The sequence below is a fragment of the Ereboglobus sp. PH5-5 genome (genome assembly GCF_029504805.1).
In the GTDB taxonomy this organism is placed as follows: domain Bacteria; phylum Verrucomicrobiota; class Verrucomicrobiia; order Opitutales; family Opitutaceae; genus Ereboglobus.
Window position 1 is genome coordinate 141,277 of the sequence record NZ_JAQFIT010000009.1, and the last position, 21,441, is coordinate 162,717.

Sequence of the window (21,441 nt, forward strand, 5' to 3'; positions counted from 1 at the left end):
CATGGCTCCAAACTGACGGGCTTGGCAGTCCGCGTTACGATTTGGCCAGCGCGTCGATTTCGGCAAGGTGGCGCCGCCGTTTCGTCTCGCTGATTTGCGCGACTTCAAAGCCGTTGCGGGCGAGCTGGGCGAGCTCGGGTTTTGTGAATTTGGCCTCGGACGCCAGCGCCGCGTATTCGTCGGTGAGCGTGTTGTTGAACACGAGCGGATCGTCGGTGCTCAGGGTGCAGCGGATGCCGGCTTTCATGCAGGCGCGGATGGGGTGCCTGCGGATCGAGGGCACCACGCCGAGACGCACGTTGCTGATCGGGCACATGTCAAAAGTGACGCCGCGGTCGCGCGCGAGGGCGACGACTTCGGGGTCCTCGATGGCTCGCGTGCCGTGCTGGATGCGCGTGACGCCGAGCTTCACGATCGCCTCGCGCACGCGGGCCGCGCCGTCGAACTCGCCCGCGTGGGCCTTGGTGATTTTTCCGGCGGCGCGCATGCGTTTCCACACGCGCGAGGTCCACGCCTCGGTGGGCAGGGTTTCGAGTCCGTGCAGGTCGACGCCGGTGATGTTGTCGCAGTCGGCGATGCCGTCGATCACGGCGCGCATCGGGCCGCGGTAGTCGTTGCGGAGCATGCCGACGAAGACGCGCACTTCGAGTCCGCGCGGCGCGGCGGAGAGGATCGCGGCGGCGATTTCGGAGGGCGGGATTTTCAGGAAATGCGTCGCGGCGAGGTGGAAGCTCGTCTCGACGTAGCGGACGTTTTGCGCGGTGTGTTTTGCGAAGATCGCCTTCGCGCCCTCGTAATAACGCTCGGTGCTCGTGAACCACGGGAGCGCGTGGCCGAGCAGGATTTCGTCGAAGCGCTCGAACTGGCGGATGCGGTGGCGCGGCGCGTGGAAAAACGGGTTCGCGGGGTATTCGCGCGGTTTCCATTTGCGCAGCACCTGGTAGGGCAGGGCGCCCTCGACGTGGAGATGCGTTTCGGTTTTGGGGAGGGCCTGGATGAATTTTTTGAGCGAGGGCGCGAGTTTGGGTTTTTGGGATGCGGGCTTCATTGTTTTTCCAATGTGCATAGCGGGGCGTGGCGATTTTGAAAATACAAAACCGGCAGGCGCGGGGTGAGCGCGCGGCTGCCGGTTTTGAGCATGAGGGCGCACGCAAGGTGCGCCCCTACGGGTGGTGGCTTAGCGGCCTTTGTTCACATCACCGATGAAGGTGTTGTGCGCGCCGGTGACTTTGCGCACGGTGCCGCCGAGGAGCTTCATGCTGCTTTCGGTTCCGATGTATCCCCACTCCTTGGCGAAGCGGATGTTTTTGCGGACGGTGCCTTGCTGCTCGTCGAGAATCTTGAAGAAGTTTTCGTAGTCCTTGGCGAGGGTCTGGCGGTTTTTGAGCGCGCCCATGTCAACGGCCTTGAACTTCTCCGCCATGTCGGCGATTTCCTTCGAGAGGGCCTCGGCGGGGTCGAGCAGGTCCTTCACCTTGGCAACGGCCTCGGCTTTTTGCTCGTCGGTTTTGCTTCCGGTGCCGGAGCCGACTTGGACGAGGCGCTGGTCCATGAGGATGTCCATCTGCTGTTCGCATTTGGCCATGATGTCGCGCATGTTGAGGATGTAGATGCCGATGGGGTTTTTCTTGAGGGCTTCACGCTCGGCGGCGGAGGCGATCACTTCGGAGCGTTCGCCCATTTCGCCGGTGGCGCGCGCGATTTGCTGGACGAGCTCCTCGATGCGCGGCTTGAGGTCGAGGAATTTCTTGTGTTTGTCGTCCTTGTAGTCCCCGGCCTTGTAGTAGTTGGTGAGCGTGCCGACGGCCTTGTTGAGCTCGGCGGCGCTGTCCTTGGCGAGCTTGATGCGGCTGTCGAAAAACTCGCGGTCCTCCTTGGAGAAGGAGCCGGGCGCGGCGAGGTTGTTCTTGGCGAGCTTGTCGTAGGGATTGACGCCGATCAGCACCATGTTCCAGCGCGGTTTTTCGGCGGTCACGCCGTCGCGGGAGACCCACGAGGCGGAGTCCCCGGTGGTTTGCATGATTTTCTTCAGGGGTTCGCGGGCGAGTTTGTTGAAATCGACGAGCTTGTTGTGAAAGCCGATGGCTTCGTTGCCGGCCTTGTCGCCGGAGCCGGAGCTGGAGCTGCCGGAGGAGGAGGATTTTTTGCCGCAGGCCGAGAGCACGAGCAAGCCGCACAACGACGCGAGCAGCAGGGGGAGGAATTTGCGTGTGTTTTGCATAATTTGAGGCTCAGACGTTCCGTCGCCCGGCGAAATGTGTCAAGAATCCGTAAAGAAAATGGAAACGCGGTTTGTTTTTCCACATTTGCGAGAAAAGTGAGAAAAATTAATAAAGAACGCCGCCCGCGCTAGAACCGCGCCTTCTATCGGGCAAAAACGGTTTGTGTTCGGGTGAAACGGACGCATCGTGAGGGTCTTGAAAAATTGCGCCACCGCACGCGCGGTCGCGCGGTCCAAATCAACAATATATCGCAACAAAATCCACACACATCATGCCCATACAAGTTGGTTCAAAAGCGCCTGATTTCTCACTCAAATCGAAAAATGCCGAGGGCATCGTCGTTGACGTCAAACTCAGCGACAACTTTGGCAGGAGGCCGACGGTTCTGCTCTTTTTCCCGTTCGCGTTCACGAGCGTGTGCACGCGCGAGATGTGCGACACTTCCGGCGGTCTCGCCGAATACGAGAACCTCGGCGCCGATGTGATCGCGATCAGCGTGGACAGTCCGTTCGCGCAGGACTCGTGGGCCCGGGCAAACGGCATCAAGCTCAAGCTCGCCTCCGACCTCAACAAGACGGTCGCCGCCGCCTACGGCGTGCTTTTGGACGATCTCAACGGCATCGGAAGCACGGCCGCGCGCGCGGCATTCGTCATCGGCAGGGACGGCATCGTCAAATACGCCGAGCAAACGCCAACGCCGAAAGACCTGCCCTGTTTCCCCGCGATCAAGGACGCGCTCGCGAAATAAAAATCCTCATTGAACCATGCCCACGCCCGTCTGTCGGTTCGGTGAAAAGTGACAAAACTGAACCTGACTCGTTCGACGCTTCTGTTTAAGCTTCATAGGTTTATATTGGTCGAAGGTTGGCATGGACTATTATGATCGTGTGATGAAGTATTACCCTAATCAAAATGATAATTCGAAATGCAAAGGGCGATGACATCCATATCTAAACAACGCATCTGGATTTTTATAATATTGCTGGGGATCGCGGGGATCGCTGGCATTTCAGCCACTGTGGCACTGAGAAAAGATCCGGTGGCAAAAAGTGACTCGAATGGAGCCGCCATGGACGAAAGCATTGATACACGTTTGGCTGAGTCTATTGCGGATCATCTCAAGATCGCAACAGTGCGAGAATCTTTGCTGTCTTGGATTGATAAAAATATTAAACAAGAAAAAATTGAATTGCTGCCTTACGATCCAACGGATCCGATTCCAGGTTTGGCTATACGGCAAAAACTGGCATTCAATTGGACTCAATTGAGCATGAAGGGGCCTCCCTCTGATGAAATCAGATTGATGCAAACTGCTAAGATGGAATGGATGGCTGTATATATTGGGAATGCGAGGCGTGGTGTTGTTGTGACGCTTAATGGGCAATGGCCTGAACCTGAAAATCCAATTATATATCAAGAGGGGCGTATCGCTGTTTATCGTTGGTGAGGGAACAGCCGAATGGGTCGCCATATCTCGTCTGCGACGGCCACCAGGGCGTCGAGTTTTATATATTGCTCGAGTTGGACGAGGCGTCGCCCTTTTGTATCAAAGCGCCCAGCGACTCCGGGCTTCCGAAAAATGTATATTGGTCCTGACTCATGCTTGTATAAAAAACATCCGGCCTCGTTTGACAAGTAATTAATTGATTATCAATGTGTTGAATTAATTAGGAGTGCCCTTTAGCCGCAACGCGAACGAACACCCTTCGCCGGCGAGCCAACGCCGGATGGTATCTTCCGGGCAACGGGGGATGCCCTGGGCTGTGGCGCTGATGCGCGCCCCTGCGAAACAAGCCGAAGCAGGTTTAGGGGTGTTAATCCCGCGCGAATAAAAAATCTTCATTGAATGTTGCCCAAGCCCGCCTGCCGGCTCAAACAAATGTGTTCGTTTTTCCACTTCCAGCTTCCGACACATGACCACGCCAGCAAATCCCTTCGACACACTGCAAACTTTCGCCGCCAACGGCGCATCGCACCGCTTCTACTCGCTGCCCGCGCTTGAGGCCGCCGGCGCGGGGCGCATCTCGCGACTGCCGGTTTCGATCCGCCTCGTGCTCGAGTCGCTCCTGCGCAACTGCGACGGCAAGCGCGTCACCGAGCAGGCGATCCGCGAGCTCGCGGGGTGGGGCGCGAAGGCGCCGCGCACGGAGGAGATCCCCTTCGTCGTCGCGCGAATCGTGTTGCAGGATTTCACCGGCGTGCCGCTCCTCGTCGATCTCGCCGCCATGCGCGCCGCCGTCGCGCGCCTCGGCAAGGACCCGAAAATCATCGAGCCGCTCGTGCCCGTCGATCTCGTGGTCGATCACTCCGTGCAAGTCGATTACGCCGGCACGCCCGAGGCCTACGCGCGCAACCTCGACATGGAGTTCAAGCGCAACCGCGAGCGCTACCAATTCCTCAAGTGGGGCATGCAGGCGTTCGACACGTTCAAGGTCGTCCCGCCCGGCATCGGCATCGTGCACCAGGTGAACCTTGAATACCTCGCCAAGGGTGTGCTCGCCGATTCCGCGAACGATATTTATTATCCCGACACGCTCGTCGGCACCGACTCGCACACCACGATGATCAACGGACTCGGCATCGTCGGCTGGGGCGTCGGCGGCATCGAGGCCGAGGCGGGGATGCTCGGCCAGCCCGTTTATTTTCTCACGCCCGATGTCGTCGGTGTGCACCTCACCGGCGCGCTCCGCGAAGGCGTCACCGCCACCGACCTCGCGCTCACCATCACGCAAATGCTCCGCAAGGCCAAGGTCGTCGGCAAGTTCGTCGAGTTTTACGGCCCCGGCGCCGCCGCGCTGCCCGTTGTTGACCGCGCGACAATCGCCAACATGGCGCCCGAATACGGCGCGACGATGGGCTTCTTCCCGATCGACGCCGAGTGCGCAAACTATCTCCGCGCCACCGGTCGCGACGAAAAACAAATCGCGCTCTACGAAGCCTACTACCGCGCGCAAAACCTCTGGGGCATCCCGCAGCGCGGCGACATCGACTACTCGACCGACCTCGAGCTCGACCTCGCCAGCGTCGTCCCGAGCGTTGCCGGCCCGAAACGCCCGCAAGACCGCATCGAACTTCCGAAACTCAAGGAGGAGTTCGCCGCCGTGTTTTCAAAACCTGTCGCCGAGGGCGGCTTCGGCAAAAGCGCGGAAGAATTGAAAGAGAATGAAAAGAATACAGGAGTCAGGAGTCAGGAGTCAGGAGTCGGAGGGGCGCTTCCGCGCCAGACTGATTCCGCGAAGCCGGAGGGCTCGTCTCCTGACTCCTCTCTCCTGACTCCTGACTCCTCTTCTCTCCGCCACGGCTCCGTGCTCATCGCCGCGATCACGAGCTGCACAAACACCTCCAACCCGAGCGTCATGCTCGCCGCCGGCCTGCTCGCGAAAAAAGCCGTCGAGCGCGGACTCAAGCCGCACCCCGCCGTCAAGGCCTCGCTCGCGCCCGGCTCGCGCGTCGTCAGCGATTACCTCGCCAAGGCCGGACTGCAAACCTACCTCGACCAGCTCGGCTTCGACCTCGTCGGCTACGGCTGCACCACCTGCATCGGCAACTCCGGCCCGCTCGACGCGCACATCGAGGACGCCGTTGTGAAAAACGACCTCGTCGCCGCGTCCGTCCTCTCCGGCAACCGCAACTTCGAGGCGCGCGTGCACCAAAACATCAAGGCCAACTTCCTCATGTCGCCGCCGCTCGTCGTCGCCTTCGCGCTCGCCGGCCGCGTTGACATCGACATGAGCGGCGAACCCATCGCGACCGACGCCGACGGCAAACCCGTCTACCTGCGCGACCTCTGGCCCACGCTGCAAGAAATCCGCGACCAGATGCAGACCGCGCTCAAGCCCGAAGTCTTCCGCAACCTCTACACCGACTTCGCCGCGCAAAACCCCAAGTGGAACGAAATCCCCGCGACCGCCGGCGACGCCTACACGTTCGACGAAAGCTCGACCTACATCCAGGAGCCGCCCTTCTTCGCCGGCTTCTCGCTCACGCCCGGCACGATCGCCGAAATCCACGGCGCGCGCCCGCTCGGCATCTTCGGCGACTCCGTCACGACCGACCACATCTCGCCCGCCGGCGCCATCAAGAAAACCTCGCCCGCCGGAAAATACCTCCTCGACCACGGCGTCGCCTGGGAGGATTTCAACAGCTACGGCTCGCGCCGCGGCAACGACCGCATCATGACGCGAGGCACCTTCGCCAACGTCCGCATCAAAAACCTGATGCTCGGCGGCGAGGAAGGCGGCAACACGCTCTACTCGAAAACGCCGGCCTCCGCGCCCGAAAAAATGTCGATCCACGACGCCGCGATGAAATACGCCGCGGACAAAACGCCGCTCATCGTAATCGCCGGCCAGGAATACGGCACCGGCAGCTCGCGCGACTGGGCCGCGAAAGGCACGAACCTCCTCGGCGTGAAAGTGGTCGTCGCGCAAAGCTTCGAGCGCATTCACCGCAGCAACCTCGTCGGCATGGGCGTGCTCCCGTTGCAATTCAAGGAAGGCGTGACCGCGCAAACGCTCAAGCTCGACGGCACCGAAACCTACGACGTGCTCGGCCTCGACGGCGGCATCAAGCCGCAGCAAGACCTGACGCTCCGCATCACGCGCAAGGACGGCGCGGTTGAAAACGTCCCCGTCCGCTGCCGCATCGACACGCCCATCGAGATCGAATACTACCAGCACGGCGGCATCCTCCCGTATGTGCTGCGGCAGATCGTGGGCCAAAACTAAGCCTGTTTTTAGGGGCGGAATTAACAGAATGGACAGAATGCAAACCAAGCGAAGAATTCATTCCCTCCAGCCTGTTAATTCTGTCCGAAAATTTGCCTGACGATTCGCGACCTCTTGCGAAGGAAAAACCAAATCCAATGCCGGAAACCGCAAAACCAGTTTATCTTGTCGACGCCTATTCCGATCCGGTCGTGATACGCATCACCGGACGCGCCTCGTTTCAAAACAGCGCGACAATAAACGATTTTATTTCGGAGTGCATGAGGCAGGGGAAACCCCGTTTCGTGATCGATTTCCAAGACTGTGAGAGCATGGACAGCACCTTTCTGGGCGTGCTCGCGGGCGCGGCGTTAAAGTTGCGCAAGTGCGATTCCGGCTCGCTGGTGCTGGCGCGCATGGGCAAGCGCAATCTCGAACTCGCGCGCAACCTCGGTTTGCAGCATTTGGCCACGGTGGAGTGCGGCGATTTTCCGATGAACTTCGGCGCGCCAAACACACCGCTTTCGGCCAGGGCGATGACGGAACTCGATCACGCCAGGCTCGCGCTCGAAGCGCACGAAAACCTTCTCGCCGCCGACGAGGGCAACCGCTCGAAGTTTCAGGATGTGGTCGCGTTCCTGAAAAACCGCGTCGAGCAAAAATAGGCGCGCAAAAACGCGCCGGTGTGTGTTTTCCCCGGCGCTGAAAATACGGCACGCCCTTGGGCGTGTCTTGACTCCGGATATTTACTTGAGCGCGGCGGTCACCATCGGGCGCAGCACCCTGGCCCAAAGGGCGTAGCCGGCCTCGTTCATGTGAAGCTTGTCGGCGAGGTAATATTCCGGGCGCACCTTGCCCTCGGGCGTGAGGATGTGGTCGTTCATGTTGAGAAACGTCAGTCTCGGATCGGAGTGGCAGAACACGGAGAGGTAGGTGTTTGCCAGCGCGATTGTGGAACGCTGCATCACGCGGCTCTCGGTGATGGGGATCGAAATGTAAATCAACTTGGTTTCGGGCAGCTTCTTGTGCAGCTCCGCGCAAAACGCGCGGAAGTCCGATGCCACCTCCTCCGCCGTTTCCCAGGCGTTGATGTCGTTGCCGCCGCTGAAAAAGACAATCAAGCGCGGCTTCGACGGCATCACGAGCTTGTCAAAATAATACGTGCAGTTTGCGACTCGCGAGCCGCCGAATCCGCGGTTGCGCACGGGCACGCCGGGAAAATCCTCGGCGAGCGTTTTCCATAACCGGATGCTCGAGCTGCCGAGGAACAGCACGCCGCCTTGCACGGGCGGGTTTTCGCGGTCTTGTTTCTCGAATGCGGCGATGTCCTTTTTCCAGCGTTCGTGCCTTGGGTTGACGGCCGCCGGCGAGATCGCATGGGCGAGCGTTAAAAACAGGGCGACAATCAGGAATGATTTTTTTGGGAGTGTTTTCATAAGATTCGGGGAAAGTCATTATTGTTGTTAATCGCCTTTGAAAATACCCAATTTCGACGAACTTTCGACGCGGAAGGGTTGCGCGCGCGCATGACAGGGCGGACTTTGGACCCATGAACACAAAACCCTCTCAAATCACCCGTCGCTCCGCGATTAAGACACTCGGTGTGTCCGCCTCGCTGCTCGGTCTCAATCTTTTCTCGCCCGAACTTGGCGCAACGCCCTCGGGGTCGTCCGCCCCCAAATCCGGCGTCACTTATCCTTTCGCGCTTCCGCCGCTCGGTTTTGATTGCGCGGCGCTCGAGCCGCACATCGACGCGCGCACGATGGAGATTCATCACGGCAAACACCATCAGGCCTACGTCACCAACGCCAACAACGCGCTCGCCTCGCACCCCGCGCTTCAAAAGCTCGACATCGCGGAGCTGCTTTCGCGTATCAACGGCAATGCCATCGACGAACCGCTTCGCACCGCGTTGCGCAACAATGTCGGCGGTCACGCCAACCACGCATTTTTCTGGCGGATACTTGCGCCGCGGACAAAAGACTCCGCGCCGGCGTCCGGCGAAACCGCGCTGCGCTCCGCCATTGAAAGCACCTTTGGCAGCCTCGACGCATTCAAAGCGCAATTTGCCGACGCCGCCATGAAGCGTTTCGGCAGCGGCTGGGCGTGGCTCGTCGTGTCGCGCGAGACGGGCAGGCTCGCGATCACCACATCCGCGAATCAGGACTCGCCGCTTCTTTCCGGGGATGTTCCCGTGCTCGGCCTCGATGTGTGGGAGCACGCGTATTATTTGAAATACTAGAACCGCCGCGCCGACTACATCGCCGCATTTTGGAATGTCGTCAACTGGTCGCGCTGCGGCGAATTTTATGCCGCGGGACGCCCGTAGGTGACGGCCTCAAGATTGCCCGCCCCAAATCGCCTGTTTTACAAAAAGCAGACTTGGCAGTTTGCGTCGCGATCCATTTAAGAGGCCGTTGTTTTGAAAAAACTCACCCTCGCCACCCGAAAAAGTCCCCTTGCGCTTGCCCAAGCCGAATTGGTCGCGGCTCGTTTGCGCGCCTGTCTTGGCGTGGAGGTCGGGCTTCTCAAGGTTGTGACGACCGGCGATCAGCGCGTCGAATGGTCGCTCGAGGAACGCGGAGGCAAGGGTCTCTTCACGAAGGAGCTCGAGCACGCGCTTTTTAATGGCGACGCCGATATCGCGGTGCATTCCACAAAGGACCTTCCCGGTGACATGCCCGAGGGGCTGGCCATCGCGGGGTATCTCCCGCGTGCCGATCCGGGCGATGTGCTTGTGCTCCGCGCCGGCGTCACCACGCCGAAAACAATCGCCACCGGCAGTCCGCGCCGGCGACTGCAAATCGCGAAACTTTTTCCCGGCGCGCAATTCACCCAGATTCGCGGCAACGTGGACACGCGCCTGCGCAAAATCGCCGATGGCGAGGCCGACGCGACCATCCTTGCCGCCGCCGGGCTCGCGCGCCTGCGCATCGGCAACTGGCCCGGCGTGGAGTTTCACGCGCTTGGTTTTGAGACAATGGTTCCCGCCGTCGGCCAGGCCGCGATTGGCGTGCAATGCCGCGCCGCCGACGCCGCGAAATACGCCCCGCATTTTGACGCGGAAACCGCGCGACACATCGCCCTCGAGCGCGCCTTCCAATCCGCGCTTGGCGGCGGCTGCCACACCGCGCTCGGCGCCCATGCCGCGCGCGACACGCTGTGGTTTTTCGACGAGCAGACCGGCTCGCACAATTTTCCTCTTGCGCCTGTGGACTTCAACAATCCCGACGAAACCGCCCGCCGCGTGCTGGCGCGCTTGGGACTTAATCTTTAGTCGAACTCAAACAAAACCAAATCCCAAAACATAACCCTCAAACACGATACCATTATGAAACGCAGAGACTTTATTAAACTCAGTTCACTGGCCGGGGTCGCGCTGGTCGCGCCCCATTCAGGCTTGCTCGCGAAAGTGGCAGACCGCAAGGACGCGCGCGCGTCCGGCGCCGGATCACTCGCGGAGGAATTTGTGAACATTCCCGACTCGTCGCGCCCGGGCGGTTACTGGTGGTGGATCGACGGGCAGGTGGACAAGGCGGGCATCACGCACGACCTCGAGGAGTTCGCCGCGAAGGGAATCGGCACGGTGCTGTTCGTGAACTCCACCAATCTCGGCCCGGCAAACCGACGGCTCAAGGGCGCGGCATTTTTGTCCGGCGAGTGGATGGAATTATACAAGCACGCCGTGCGCGAGGCCGACCGGCTCGGCATCGAGTTCGGCGTGAACATGAGCGGCGGCTGGTGCATGGGCGGGCCGTGGATCGAGCCGCGTTATTCGGGCCGCTGGTTTTTGCAATCGCGGCATGTCATCGAGGGTCCGGCAAAGTTCGACGGCGCGCTCCCGCTTCCGGGCGGCCGCGACGGTTACGACAAGGTTTTTAATCCGCCCGGCTACAAGGCCTACATCGACCTGCCGCTCGAAAAGCTCGATTACCGCGACACGTGCGTGGTGGCGTTTCGCGACGACGCGGGCGACGCGGCGCGTTTCAGCGACAAGGAACGGCTTGAGTTTCTCCCCGCAAAAACAAACCGCCGCGACGCGAGCAACCACGCGCCCGCGCGCGACGTGGTCGGCCCGACGCTCGGTGCGTGGCCGTCGCTTCCCTCGGACAAGCCGGTCGCGCCGGAGAATGTCGTTGATTTGACATCAAAGGTTTCCGCCGACGGACGCCTGCGGTGGGACGTTCCCGCCGGTCGCTGGGTGATCGTGCGCACGGGGCATCGCATGACCGGCTCGCGGCTCATGATCGCGCCGCCCGAGGCCGACGGCCTTTCGGTGGACTGGCTCGCGAGCAAGCCGGTGGACATTCAGTTCGAGAACATCGGCAAGAAGTTTTTGGAGGGCGGAAAAGTCAACGGACGCAACACGCTGAAATATTTTTGCAGCGACAGTTTCGAGGACGGTTTTCCAAACTGGACCGAGGATATTTTGAAAGAGTTCGAGACGCGGCGCGGTTACGATCCGCGTCCCTACACGCCGGTGATGAACGGTTTCATTGTCGGCAGCGCGGAAATCTCCGACCGTTTTTTGCATGACTACCGGAAGGCCGTCGCCGATTGCATGGCCGACAGGCATTACGCCTACTTCGGCAAAAAGTGCCACGAGCTTGGCATGGAGGCGCAGCACGAGTCGGCGGGGCCGAGCCGCTCCGGCACGATGTGCATGGACACTCTCAAGAACCTTGGCCGCGCGGATCGTCCGATGGGCGAGTTCTGGATGGGCACGCGCCACGACGAGCCCGGCGGCCTCGATCCCAAGCTCCGCTACGGCACCTCGCGCCTTGAGGAAGGCCAGAACAAGGTCACCAAAATGGTCGCGTCCGCCGCGCACATTTACGGCAAAAAAACGGCGTCGGCGGAATCGTTCACGACGATGCGCCACTGGCAGGATTATCCGGGCAACCTCAAGCAGCAGGCCGACCGCGCGTTCTGCGAGGGCATCAACCATTTCTCGATGCACACGCTGACCGCCACCAAGTCCACGCTCGGAAAACCGGGCTACGAATACTACGCGGGCACGCACTTCAACCCGAACGTGACCTGGTGGCACCACGCCGGCGCGTTCCTGAAATACATCGGGCGAAGCCAGCACCTGCTGCGCCAGGGATTGTTTGTCGCCGACGTGTTGTATTACAACGGCGACTGGGCGCCGAACATCGTTCCGCCCAAGCGCATCGATCCCTCGCTCGGCTTTGGTTTCGACTACGACGTGTGCAACGCCGAGGTGCTGCTCACGCGCCTCTCGGTGGCGAAGGACGGACGCCTCACGCTGCCCGACGGCATGAGCTACCGCGTGCTCGCGCTTCCCGAAACCGACCGCATGCCCGTCGAGGTGATGGAAAAAATAAAGGCGCTCGTGAAGGCGGGCGCGACGATCACCGGGCCGCGTCCGGAAAAAGATCCAGGCATGAAAAATTATCCCAAGTGCGATGCCGCCGTGAAAAAACTCGCGCGCGAAGTCTGGGGTGATTGCGACGGGAAAAACCGCACCGCGAACAAATACGGACGCGGCCGCGTTTTCCAGGGCGTGACGCTGCGCGAGATTCTTGCGAAGGACGGCATCGGCCCCGATTTCTCCTGCTCCGAAAACACCGCCGCCGCCGACAAGTCCACCGGCGTCGCGCACGCGAGCCGCACGGGAATGGACTTCATCCACCGCAGCGTCCCCGGCAAAAACGGCGCGGAAATCTACCTCGTCGCAAACCTCTCGCCCCTCGCGCAAACGCAGGAATGCGGCTTCCGCGTGACCGGACGCGCGCCGGAAATCTGGAACGCGGTTGACGGCGCCATGCGCGCCGCGGCGCACCGCGAGGAGCGCGGCCGCACGGTGGTGTCGCTCGACTTCGCGCCCTTCCAATCGTTCTTCGTCGTGTTCCCCGCGTCGCCCTCCCGCCTCGCCAAAAAAACCCGCGCGAAAAACTCCCTGCAATACGCCGACGCCGCCGAGCTGACCGGCGCGTGGACGGTGACATTCGACCCCGCGTGGGGCGGCCCCGCGAAGGTGGAGTTTGCCGCGCTCGAGGATTGGACGAAGCGCTCCGAGCCGGGCATCAAGTATTATTCCGGCTCCGCGTTTTATACAAAACGCTTCGATTATGAAAAAGGCTCCCTCGACAAGGCCGCGCGCGTTTTCATCGACCTCGGCACGGTCCGCGACATCGCCGGCGTGAAACTCAACGGCCATGATTTCGGCACCGTGTGGACATCGCCGTGGCGTGTTGATGTGACCGACGTCATCAAGGACGGTGCGAACACGCTGGAGATTGAAGTGGTCAACCAATGGCGCAACCGCCTCGTTGGCGACGCTATGCTGCCCGAGGAAAAACGCATCACCTACACCAACATCCCCGTTGATCCGAAAAAAATGCCGCTGCTCCCCTCCGGCCTGCTGGGCCCGGTGAAGCTGGTGCTCGGAACCTGACACAACATTTGCAAGGCACTCGCGCGTTTGCGCGCGTCGCCGTTGGGCATATCCTGTATTCCTCGCATCTATTTTACGTGAAATCAAAACGGCTGGAATGACATCTTGCCTGCCCACAACATTGGGCATTTTTTGTATGTAAAACATCATAGGAAGGATTCCCTTGCGAGCTGCGTTGCGATAGACTCGCGAGGCTTTTCCATAAACCAAATTCCCCGTTCTTCCGCCACGCCCGGATATCCATGCAACGAAACCAAGCACCGTCTTCCATGCCATGAAACCAGCCACCATCATCCTTGCCCTTTGTGTGTTTGCCGCGACTTTGGTTCGCGCGGCGGTTCCCGCGACTTCAACGCTTGAGCGCGATTTTGTCGCGCCGCCCGATGACGCGCGGCCCTGGGTTTATTGGTTCTGGTCGGATGGAAACATCACGCGCGAGGGCATCACCGCCGACTTGGAGGCGATGAAGCGCGCGGGTGTCGGCGGCGTGATCATCATGGAGGTCGACCAGGGCGTGCCCAAGGGGCCGGTGCGGATCGTGACGGCGGAGTGGCGCGAGATGTTTGTCTTCGCCACAAACGAGATGCAGCGGCTCGGCCTGAAGCTCATCATGAACAACGATCCCGGCTGGACCGGCTCGGGCGGCCCCTGGAACAAACCGGAGGACTCCATGCAAAAGGTCGTGTGGACGGAGCGGCGCGTGTCGGGGCCGGCCAAGTTCGACGCCGTGCTGAAACAGCCGCAAACCAACGAGGGCTTTTATCGCGACATCGCCGTGCTGGCGTTTCCAACGCCGGAGGCGGAGATGCGCGTGATGCGCGACGCCAAGCCGGTCATCACGACAAACGCGACAACGCCGGCCGACGAAAATCTTTCCCTTCTCATCGACGGCGACCAGGGCACGGGCGTGCTTCTGGCGCGGCCGCAAAACAGGAGCGAATCGCCGAGCGTGCAGTTCGAGTTCGCCGAGCCTTACGAGGCGTGCCTGCTTGATGTCGCGGTTACTTTTGGGGAGCGCGCCGGGTCGAAGGGGCGCGTTTTGTGCGAGTTGCAGGCGTCCGACGACGGGCGCGTGTTTCGCGAGATCGCGCGCATGCAGGCCAATTCCACGAAGGCGTTCGCGCCGGTGAGGGCGAAGTTTTTCCGCGTGGTGCTGGGCGGCAACGACGCTTCGCTGGACGGCTTGCGCGTGAATGAGATCACTCTGGCGTCGGTTTTCCGCATCGAGGATTACGCGCGCAAGTCCGGCCTCGGGCTCGCCGCGTCGCCGGAGGTCGCCGCGAACGCGAGCGCCGGCATGACTGTATCCAAAAACCAAATACTCGATCTTACGGAAAAGATGCGCGACGGGCGCTTGCAGTGGGACGCGCCCGCGGGCGAGTGGACGGTCATGCGCTTCGGCCACACATCGACGGGCAAGAAGAATTATCCCGCGCCCTCCGACGCGCGCGGGCTGGAGGTTGACAAGCTCAGCGCCGACGCGCTCGACCGGCATTTCGACGGATTTTTGGGCAGGCTCATCAAGGAGTCCGAGGCGGCGGGTGTGAACGCGGGCACGTTCACCGGCTTTCATGTCGATAGCTGGGAGGTCGGCTACCAGAACTGGACGGGGCGTTTTCGCGACGAGTTCAAGCGGCTGCGCGGCTATGATCCGCTGCCGTGGATGCCCGTCCTCACGGGGCGCGTGATCGGCGACGCGGGCGTGAGCGAGCGGTTTTTGTGGGATGTGCGCCGCACGATTTCGGACATGCTGAACGAAAACTACGCGGGGCGCATGACCGCGCTCGCGCGCAAGCACGGACGGATTTTTTCACTCGAAGGTTATCGCAACGGGCCTTTCGACCCGCTGACTTACACCGGGCGCGCGGATTTGCCGATCGGCGAATTCTGGATCAATCCCGACCCCGAAAACCTGCATCCGAGTGTGAAGACGATGGCGTCCGCCGGTCACATTTACGGGCGAAACATCATCGCGGCGGAGGCGTTCACGGCGACGGATTTGCAGAGCAAGCATCGCGTGCATCCCTACGTGGCGAAGGCGGTCGGCGACGCGGCGTTTTGCGCGGGCATCAATCATTTTATCGTGCACCGTTATTCGTTGCAGCCGTGGACGGACGAACGCGCCAAGCCCGGCATGACGATGGGGCCGTGGGGCTGGGAATACGAGCGCACGGCGACGTGGTGGGAGCAGAGCCGCCCGTGGCACGAATACCTGGCGCGCTGCCAGCACATGTTGCGGCAGGGCAGGTTTGTCGCGGACATTTGTTATTTGCAGGACGAGGAGGGCATCAAAAATCCGCCGCTTCGCAAGGAGGTGCAACCGGCGCCGCCGAAGGGTTACGATTACGATCTGTGCTCGGGCGAGGTCGTGCTCACGCGCATGTCGGTGAAGGACGGGCGCCTCGTGCTGCCCGACGGCGTGAGCTACCGCGTGCTCGTGATGCCGCAACAACGCCTGATGTCGCCCGAGCTTCTGCGCAAGATCCGCGACCTCGTGCGCGCCGGCGCGACGGTGCTCGGCGAACCGCCGCTGCGCTCGCCGAGTCTCGCCAACTACCCGGCGTGCGACGACGAGGTGCGCAAACTCGCCGCCGAGTTGTGGGGAAATTGCGACGGCGTGCGCGTCAAGGAGCGCTCGTTCGGCAAGGGCCGCATCGTTCGCGGACGTCCGCTCGCGGAGGTGCTGGCAAAGGCGGGCGACGCGCCGGATTTCGCTTACCAATCCGCTTGTGTCACCGCCGAAAAAACGGCGGCGCAAGCCGAACCGCGCGTGCATTTTATTCACCGCGAGACGGCGGCGGAGGACATCTATTTCGTGGCAAACCTGGAGGCCGCGCCCGCCGACATCCGCGCGGTGTTTCGCATGAAGAATCGCAAGCCCCAGCTCTGGCGACCCGAGCAGGGCGTGATCGCGGACGCGCCCGTTTATGAAACCGCCGGCGCGCGCACGAGCGTGCCGCTCAGGCTGGAGGCGCGCGAGTCGGTGTTTGTTGTTTTCCCAAAAAACCAGCAGGCGAACCCGAGGCGAATCACCGAGGTGTCGCGCGGGCAGGATGTCTTGATCGGCACCGGCGCGCGGAAGGATTCCGGCGCATCCGCCGACGCCGCGCCGAAGGGAGTCGGCGGCGATTTCAGCTACGCCGTTTGGGTGAAGCCCGCCGCCAACATGACCGTGCCGGTCGAGGATTTCGCGGGCACCTCGTCGCTGAACATCGCGCGCAACGACATTCTCTACGCGCCGCAAGGCGTGGAGTTTTACCAGGACCCGACCGCCGCGGGCACCGGCCTGGCCATCGGCAAAAACGTCGTCTGCGTGATCGAGCACAGCTCGTTCCATTTTGTGGCGACGCTCGTCTATGAAATCTCGCTGAACAACTGGACGCATGTGGCGGTTGTCTACAAGGACGGACGTCCCAACTTGTATATAAACGGCAGCCACGCGCACACGGGCCTGCGCTCGCTGTTCACGCCGCGCGGCGCGACGGACGTGCCCTCGGACGCGCGCGCCGCGACGTTTCGCGGTGAGCACTCGCCGTTGCGGTTGTTCGACCGCGCGCTGGGCGAGGCGGAGATTCGCGAGCTGATGCGCTCGACACCGAAGGAACCCGCCTCGGCCGTGGCGAAGGTTGTCCCCAAAACAACATCCGCAAGCGAACCTTCGCCGCTGTTGAGCGTTTCGATGGAAAAGGACGGCCCCGTCGTGTGGACCAGTGAGCCGGGCCGCTACAAAATTAAGCGCGCGAAAGGACGCGCCATCGAGGTTGACACCGGACCGATGCCGGCCGCGCAGGAAATCGCCGGCCCGTGGCAGTTGCGCTTCCCGGAAGGATTGGGCGCGCCGCCCGCGGTGGAGCTGCCCGCGCTCATGTCGTTGAGCGAACACAAAACGCCCGGCGTGAAATATTTCTCGGGCACGGCCGCCTACACAAAAACCTTCGCGCTCGCCGCCGGAATGCGCGCCGAGGGCCGACGCCTCTGGCTGGACTTGGGCGACGTGCAGGCGATTGCGCAAGTGAAGCTCAACGGACGCGACCTCGGCACGCTCTGGAAACCGCCCTTCCGCATCGATATCACCGACGCGTTGCGCGACGGCGACAACACGCTCGAAATCGCGGTCACCAACACCTGGGTGAACCGCCTGGTCGGAGACGAGCAACTGCCCGCCGACCGCGAATGGGTGCGCGTGCCGCGCCGGCGCGGTTACGGACTGAAGGCGTATCCCGACTGGTTCCTGCGCGGCGAATCCAGCCCGACGGGCCGCGTCACCTTCGCGACGTGGAAACATTATGACAAAAACTCCCCGCTCCCGCCCTCCGGCCTGCTCGGCCCCGTCGCCATCCGCCCGGTTGTGAAGCTCAAGTGCGAGTAGGGATTGTTATTCAAAATTATTAAATGAAACTGTAATCGCACTGGGTAGGGCGCGCTCGCCGAGCGCGCCGAGAATTTTCGAATGACAAACACGGCGGTTTCGGCGAAACCGCCCTACCAAAAACGGCAAAAGCTCCAATATTCCCATGAACCAAACGTCCCCGACAAAACCCGCGATGAACCATGTTGAGCGTTTTCGCGCGGTCATGCGTTTCCAGCCCGTGGATCGCATGCCCCGTTGGGAATGGGCGATGTGGTGGGACAAAACCATCGCGCGCTGGCATGGCGAGGGTTTGCCCGCCGCCCTGAATGATGTGTTCGATATCTCATGCCATTTCGGACTCGATCCCTATAAGCAATTTTGGTTCAGCACGACCGAGTCCACAATCGAGGCGGTGCAGCACCATGTGGAGGGAGTCGTTGCCGGAATGGACGATTATCTTGCGCTGCGCCCGAAGATTTATCCGAGGCATGAGGAGGCCATCGCCGGCATGACCCCGTGGGCGTTGCGGCAGAAGGACGGAAAACTGGTGGTGTGGATCACGCTCGAGGGATTTTTCTGGTTCACGCGCACGCTCATGGGATTCGAGCAGTTCATGTATGCCTACATCGACCAGCCGGAACTGGTGCACAAAATCAGCGAGGATTTGCTTGCATACAATCTCGACCTGCTCGAACGAATCTCGCGCGTTTGCGTGCCCGTCTTCCTGACCATCGCCGAGGACATGTCCTACAACAACGGTCCCATGATTTCGCGCGCGATATTCGACGAGTTCATGGCCCCCTATTATCGCAGGCTGATGGAGCGCGTGAAGGAACTCGACGCATTCGCCATCGTGGACACCGACGGCGATGTCACAAAACTCGTCCCGTGGCTGCAATCGGTCGGGGTGGACGGCGTGCTGCCGTTGGAATACCAGGCCGGTGTCGATGGATTGGCGCTGCGCGAGGCTTATCCCGATTTATTGATGATTGGTCATTACAACAAACTCGTCATGAACCAGGGCGAGGCGGCGATGAGGCGCGAATTCGAGCGCCTGCTGCCCCTCATGCGCCGAGGCGGTTTCATTCCGAGCGTGGACCACCAGACTCCGCCCGGAGTTTCCCTGCAAGAATACCATCTATACCTGCGCCTGCTGCAAGAATACACACAGCCCGATGTGGCGAACGGGTGAACATATTCGCTGAATCGTATGTGCATTGAATTCCCTGAACTTTTTATCCACAGATGACGCAGATGAACACAGATGCGCAAACTGCCGAATCTAGGGATTTATCTGCGCATATCTGTGACATCTGTGGATAAGCACAAAGACGGGCACGCATGCGGGGTTGACAGGGCAGGGGAATGGCGGTCGCAGCGGGGGCCCTTGGGCGCGAGGTTCACTTTAGTTTGATATAGGCGAGTTTGGTCTCAGGGGACAAGTATGAGGGGGGGAGCCGACGAAGCACGAAGTGCGAAGCTGGCGTCGTGCAGCGTGGTGAAACAGCTTCGAACGAAGCGAGCGGGTGGGCGGAGTGAACAAAAGCTGCTCATTGCGTTTTAGCCGAAGCTGGCACGTCGTTTGCTATGGTTGGCTTGGATGGTTCGCTTTTTATTTTACGCATTTCGTAAAACCAAAGTGGCATACCGTAATTGTTAAATATCCAATCCGGAACATCGAAACTGATCGTGTCCCCTGAATTAACCTTTTTTTTCTCAAACCTACGTTCATATTTTCTGGGAACAAACACGTTTAATTTTACTCCTCGAAGCTGCATAGGACTATTAACTTCGATACTCATATCGTAGCCACCATTATCGCCCGGCAACGTAGTTAACCATACTTCTTTCGAGATAGATTCAACGGTCGCGTTAATTCGTATATATTTTACTGCTTTTGATGTGTTAACACAAGAGGTTAATATCGACGCCAAAATAATCAGAGTGGTGGTGACAAGTCGATCTGAAAAATACACACGCATATCATTTTAAAATTTATAAGAACCATCTCGAATAACATCATTATATATCTGCTTGAAGTCGTGCCTTAAGCCAATAGTATCTCGATACCCAGAGCCGGTTTCTGGGACATTATTTCTGATCGCCCAATCCTCAACCCAATAACGCACGGATGCTTCATTCATGTAACCTGACGGCTTGCCAAGTGCTGCGTATCCGATATGGGTGGCTTCATGAAGTATCGTGAGTGCTAAAAATTGCGCGGGAGTTCCAGTAAAATTAAGGTATGCTACCGTAAAATCCATGTTGAAAAATATTGTTTTTCCGTCGGTATAACCAGAAACATTTCTCATTTTTGAGTCTGTTTGGTTGCCGTAAGCTTCAAGTTTATATTTTGCCTTCATATATTCATAATACTTTGGCTCTGTTTTCTTTATGAATTTTAGTGCGTCCTTAAAATCAGTTTGAGTAAATTTCCCATCGAGGGCGGGATTGTCTAATGCTCCTGATGTGGAAAATAGATCCTCTCCACTGATTGGGGCATTTAGTTCAGAATTCAGCAGGCGACATCGGAGGAATTTTTGAAATATTAATATTTAGAATGGCAAGTGTTGGTTCAATCGATTTTCTACATTCTTTCTCACTCGCAATAGTTATCGTATATCTATATTTTACATCAATCGTGTCATAACACCGCAAGTAGTTACATGGCAAATCCTCAGGATCTCCGTCAGCCTTTGAAAAAAGCATGCCATTAATTTTGAGCGTGTCTACACACATATCTTTTGGTTTCAAAAAATCGCAAATCAATTTTTTCCCAAACACTAATCCTTCATTATATTTTGTTCCTTCTTTGGTTTTAAACTCATATGTTATCCTGAAAGAATGATCATTAGACATTTGATAAAGCAGTTGACAAGGAATGTTACTAATCTTACTGGTGACAAGTATCAGGTCATCAAATTCTTCGATTTTATCATTTTTATGGTATGTCTTTATCTGATTGCGCGTTTGGTTGATCAAAATCCTAAATTGTTCAGCTCGCACGGGATTAAATAATAACACAAACACGGCACAAATAATATGTATATTTTTTATTTTCATAGTAAATCAACTAATTATTTCCACCAACTTGCAGGGTAGTCGCTGAAATTGCTTGGCACTTCAGCGACTCCACCAGGCGCATGAGGCTTTCCTTCAGCATCCCATGTGGCTATGGTCTGTTTTCGGGCTTTATCAAAATATCCTTCAATAACATTTACTAAAACGCTTTCTGGTATATTCATCTTTAACGATTTCTCTAAAAGAGGAATTAATCCTTCTCTTGCATCCCAATAGTCCTGAACATGCTGCAATTCGCCAAATTTTGGCATTAAAGTAGTATCACCGTGACTACTAGTCAAATATGTTCTTAAATATACTGTTATGTCCAAATCGACCTTCAACACTCCATCCACCATACTTGCTTTTCCTGTAATCGCCGTGACCCCTTTGGCATTTGCTTTATTTAAAGAAGTTGCAGGCTCACCGAATAAGAATCGAAACTGATCGTTTCCGGCCACATATTTGGATTTAGTAGTGGTTTGGATTACTATATTACCACTCGAGGTTTTTATTATAGACCTTGGATCTATGCCTAAATTTTCAGCGGCATCTATCCTTTTCATAGTTATGCGGTCTCCACTACTTGGGGCTTGAATTATGCTCAGTTGGGTATTGCTAAAATTTAGCGTGGCAGTGCCGTCATTTTCGATCAAGAGGGTGCTGCCCAGAGTATTCACC

The 21,441-nt window shown here is 58.8% G+C and carries 15 protein-coding genes and 1 pseudogene; 9 read left to right on the forward strand and 7 right to left on the reverse strand.

What is annotated here, in order from left to right:
* Window positions 1–34: 34 nt before the first annotated feature.
* The gene (locus M2103_RS07650; RefSeq protein ID WP_277509750.1) at window positions 35–1,048 is read right to left on the reverse strand and encodes an adenosine deaminase; all 1,014 of its coding nucleotides are present in this window, start codon (window positions 1,046–1,048) and stop codon (window positions 35–37) included.
* 129 nt (window positions 1,049–1,177) lie between these two features.
* Window positions 1,178–2,221, reverse strand: a complete 1,044-nt coding sequence (locus tag M2103_RS07655) for a hypothetical protein (RefSeq protein ID WP_277509751.1) — start codon at window positions 2,219–2,221, stop codon at window positions 1,178–1,180.
* A 272-nt stretch (window positions 2,222–2,493) separates the two neighbouring features.
* Here M2103_RS07655 and M2103_RS07660 point away from each other — a divergent pair, with 272 nt between their 5' ends.
* The 4 genes from M2103_RS07660 (at window position 2,494) to M2103_RS07675 (ending at window position 7,593) form a co-directional block, all read left to right on the forward strand.
* The gene (locus M2103_RS07660; protein ID WP_277509752.1) at window positions 2,494–2,970 is read left to right on the forward strand and encodes a redoxin domain-containing protein; all 477 of its coding nucleotides are present in this window, start codon (window positions 2,494–2,496) and stop codon (window positions 2,968–2,970) included.
* Window positions 2,971–3,159: 189 nt separating this feature from the next.
* On the forward strand, window positions 3,160–3,669 hold the full coding sequence (locus M2103_RS07665) for a hypothetical protein (protein WP_277509753.1): 510 nt from the start codon (window positions 3,160–3,162) through the stop codon (window positions 3,667–3,669).
* Between the two features lie 466 nt (window positions 3,670–4,135).
* Entirely contained in the window at window positions 4,136–6,949 is a 2,814-nt protein-coding gene (gene acnA / locus M2103_RS07670; RefSeq protein WP_277509754.1) for an aconitate hydratase AcnA, read from the forward strand.
* Window positions 6,950–7,086: 137 nt separating this feature from the next.
* Window positions 7,087–7,593, forward strand: coding sequence for an STAS domain-containing protein (locus M2103_RS07675; protein WP_277509755.1), 507 nt, complete (start codon window positions 7,087–7,089; stop codon window positions 7,591–7,593).
* An 81-nt stretch (window positions 7,594–7,674) separates the two neighbouring features.
* On the opposite strand, the gene M2103_RS07680 is transcribed toward M2103_RS07675, so the two are convergent.
* On the reverse strand, window positions 7,675–8,364 hold the full coding sequence (locus tag M2103_RS07680) for a GDSL-type esterase/lipase family protein (RefSeq protein ID WP_277509756.1): 690 nt from the start codon (window positions 8,362–8,364) through the stop codon (window positions 7,675–7,677).
* 113 nt (window positions 8,365–8,477) lie between these two features.
* Between M2103_RS07680 and M2103_RS07685 the strand changes: the two are divergent.
* From M2103_RS07685 to M2103_RS07705, 5 genes and pseudogenes are all read left to right on the forward strand, one after another.
* Window positions 8,478–9,257: pseudogene (locus M2103_RS07685) on the forward strand (superoxide dismutase).
* A gap of 93 nt (window positions 9,258–9,350) precedes the next feature.
* Window positions 9,351–10,205, forward strand: coding sequence for a hydroxymethylbilane synthase (gene hemC / locus M2103_RS07690; protein WP_277509759.1), 855 nt, complete (start codon window positions 9,351–9,353; stop codon window positions 10,203–10,205).
* A 54-nt stretch (window positions 10,206–10,259) separates the two neighbouring features.
* Window positions 10,260–13,349, forward strand: coding sequence for a glycosyl hydrolase (locus M2103_RS07695; protein ID WP_277509760.1), 3,090 nt, complete (start codon window positions 10,260–10,262; stop codon window positions 13,347–13,349).
* 274 nt (window positions 13,350–13,623) lie between these two features.
* Window positions 13,624–17,718 carry a glycosyl hydrolase gene (locus M2103_RS07700; protein WP_277509761.1) on the forward strand — a complete coding sequence of 1,365 codons (4,095 nt, stop codon included), beginning with the start codon at window positions 13,624–13,626 and terminating at the stop codon, window positions 17,716–17,718.
* Window positions 17,719–17,863: 145 nt separating this feature from the next.
* Complete coding sequence (locus M2103_RS07705) at window positions 17,864–18,892, forward strand: uroporphyrinogen decarboxylase family protein (RefSeq protein ID WP_277509762.1); 1,029 nt, start codon at window positions 17,864–17,866, stop codon at window positions 18,890–18,892.
* A 358-nt stretch (window positions 18,893–19,250) separates the two neighbouring features.
* Here the strand turns inward: M2103_RS07705 and M2103_RS07710 are convergent, their stop codons facing one another.
* The 4 genes from M2103_RS07710 to M2103_RS07725 form a co-directional block, all read right to left on the reverse strand.
* Entirely contained in the window at window positions 19,251–19,682 is a 432-nt protein-coding gene (locus tag M2103_RS07710; RefSeq protein ID WP_277509763.1) for a hypothetical protein, read from the reverse strand.
* A gap of 6 nt (window positions 19,683–19,688) precedes the next feature.
* On the reverse strand, window positions 19,689–20,063 hold the full coding sequence (locus M2103_RS07715; RefSeq protein WP_277509764.1) for a hypothetical protein: 375 nt from the start codon (window positions 20,061–20,063) through the stop codon (window positions 19,689–19,691).
* A 145-nt stretch (window positions 20,064–20,208) separates the two neighbouring features.
* On the reverse strand, window positions 20,209–20,763 hold the full coding sequence (locus M2103_RS07720; RefSeq protein WP_277509765.1) for a hypothetical protein: 555 nt from the start codon (window positions 20,761–20,763) through the stop codon (window positions 20,209–20,211).
* A 14-nt stretch (window positions 20,764–20,777) separates the two neighbouring features.
* Window positions 20,778–21,441 (reverse strand): hypothetical protein (locus M2103_RS07725; RefSeq protein ID WP_277509766.1); only part of this gene is annotated, 664 nt, incomplete at its 5' end.

Excerpts from the sequence above, each read along its gene's own strand:
- M2103_RS07650 (WP_277509750.1), bottom strand. The coding sequence starts at position 1,048 with ATGAAGCCCGCATCCCAAAAACCCAAACTCGCGCCCTCGCTCAAAAAA.
- M2103_RS07665 (WP_277509753.1), top strand. The coding sequence starts at position 3,160 with ATGACATCCATATCTAAACAACGCATCTGGATTTTTATAATATTGCTG.
- M2103_RS07700 (WP_277509761.1), top strand. The coding sequence starts at position 13,624 with ATGAAACCAGCCACCATCATCCTTGCCCTTTGTGTGTTTGCCGCGACT.
- M2103_RS07705 (WP_277509762.1), top strand. The coding sequence starts at position 17,864 with ATGAACCAAACGTCCCCGACAAAACCCGCGATGAACCATGTTGAGCGT.
- M2103_RS07660 (WP_277509752.1), top strand. The coding sequence starts at position 2,494 with ATGCCCATACAAGTTGGTTCAAAAGCGCCTGATTTCTCACTCAAATCG.
- M2103_RS07655 (WP_277509751.1), bottom strand. The coding sequence starts at position 2,221 with ATGCAAAACACACGCAAATTCCTCCCCCTGCTGCTCGCGTCGTTGTGC.
- M2103_RS07710 (WP_277509763.1), bottom strand. The coding sequence starts at position 19,682 with ATGCGTGTGTATTTTTCAGATCGACTTGTCACCACCACTCTGATTATT.
- M2103_RS07695 (WP_277509760.1), top strand. The coding sequence starts at position 10,260 with ATGAAACGCAGAGACTTTATTAAACTCAGTTCACTGGCCGGGGTCGCG.
- M2103_RS07715 (WP_277509764.1), bottom strand. The coding sequence starts at position 20,063 with ATGAAGGCAAAATATAAACTTGAAGCTTACGGCAACCAAACAGACTCA.
- M2103_RS07680 (WP_277509756.1), bottom strand. The coding sequence starts at position 8,364 with ATGAAAACACTCCCAAAAAAATCATTCCTGATTGTCGCCCTGTTTTTA.
- acnA (WP_277509754.1), top strand. The coding sequence starts at position 4,136 with ATGACCACGCCAGCAAATCCCTTCGACACACTGCAAACTTTCGCCGCC.
- M2103_RS07720 (WP_277509765.1), bottom strand. The coding sequence starts at position 20,763 with ATGAAAATAAAAAATATACATATTATTTGTGCCGTGTTTGTGTTATTA.
- M2103_RS07675 (WP_277509755.1), top strand. The coding sequence starts at position 7,087 with ATGCCGGAAACCGCAAAACCAGTTTATCTTGTCGACGCCTATTCCGAT.